This window comes from Variovorax rhizosphaerae, from assembly GCF_037889975.1.
GTDB classification, from domain to species: domain Bacteria; phylum Pseudomonadota; class Gammaproteobacteria; order Burkholderiales; family Burkholderiaceae_C; genus Variovorax; species Variovorax rhizosphaerae.
This window is the reverse complement of the sequence record NZ_JBBKZT010000109.1, coordinates 1-1,251: the sequence shown is the minus strand read 5'-3', so window position 1 is coordinate 1,251 and position 1,251 is coordinate 1. Positions and strand designations below refer to the sequence as shown.

Genomic DNA, 1,251 nt, shown 5'->3' with positions numbered 1-1,251 from the left:
ACCCTCGACACGCGCCCAAACGCAAGCTCGCAGGCACGCGACAACGATATCCCTTCGGACCGCCCGTGGGGCACTCTTCACGAAGATGAGCATCATGTTCCCCTGCGCCGCATTCAATACTGGCGCGCTATACATTTTATAGCGCTGAATCTTTCTGCAGTCGACGTTTCAGCCGACCTGCGCCCGGCATTGCTGATAACGATGCGCTTGAGCAACACCTCGCGCTTGCAACAGCTCTTGGAACCCCTGGAGGACGAAGAATTAGGGGGCCGCCGGAAGTGAAAGTGGCTTCGCTTTACGCGGTGAAGCGAACCGGAAGCGCACCGTGCGCCACAATCCCCGAGACAGCCGGGAACCGAAACTTCATCTCCTTGGGAATGCCGCAAGAGGTTCGTTTGTGGTGCGGCTCGTTTCATAGAACCTGGTTGCGCTTCGCTGCCGCCAGCAAGGTCGGCAAACGGAGGCGTCGTCTCAAGCGGCTTCAATCGGCTCGCTTCATTGATCCGGAGGGTACGTGCTCCAGCAAGTGGCCGAATGGTTCGTCCACGAAGCTGAGTCTTCTTCTGGCTTGGCAACGTGACGGCACTTTGCGCGGCGTCTCATGTTGCTGGCGCGTGCCCTTGCCGTTTAATGGCGCAGGTCGTACATGGCTAGCAGCGCGAACGCCATCAACGCCAAGAGGACAATGATGACGAAGAGTTTGAGCCCCTTGTCGGGGTCGTCGTCGTGTTTCATTTCGTTCAAGCCCCGCTTCCACCCAGCCTTTGCATGCTGTTCGCAAGATTCTGAAGCATTCGCGAACGAATGGCGTTCAGACTCCAATCTGACCGATTGTCGTGCGCGCCCCAAGCAAGCCGGCGCCGTTGACGATCGCGATAGCCAACTCGGGCGATGGCCGTGAGGGGCGGTGCGCGTCAAGGTAGTTGTCGCCTCGTTCATGCAGCCAGGGGCTGTATGTTCGATGCCCTCGCGTGTGTCTGAACGATGCAGTCACGTTCGGGATTGAGGGTTACTGCGCCGACGGGCGTCCAGTCGCGAGTAGTCCCGGACCAGCGCGCTGGGTTGAGCGCGCGGGCACGGGTGTACAACTCGTGGCGAGCAGCGAGGATGGCTTGGTCTTCGCCGTCGTGGCGCTGCGCCGGGCTGACGTAGCGAATGCCGCTGTGTCGATGGTCCTGGTTGTACCAACGCACGAAGCCGGCCGCCCAGGAGCGCGCGTGGTCCAGGTCGGCGAAGCCCTTGACGGGGAAC

Annotated in this window: 1 protein-coding gene and 1 pseudogene; one reads left to right on the top strand and one right to left on the bottom strand. The window is 60.8% G+C overall.

Going from position 1 to position 1,251, the window contains the following annotated elements; genetic code table 11:
- Window positions 1–282: hypothetical protein (locus tag WKW82_RS40545; RefSeq protein WP_340348851.1), on the top strand; the 282-nt coding region annotated here is incomplete at its 5' end.
- A 653-nt stretch (window positions 283–935) separates the two neighbouring features.
- Here WKW82_RS40545 and WKW82_RS40540 read toward each other — a convergent pair.
- Window positions 936–1,251: pseudogene (locus WKW82_RS40540) on the bottom strand (IS3-like element ISAzo10 family transposase); the annotation flags it as partial.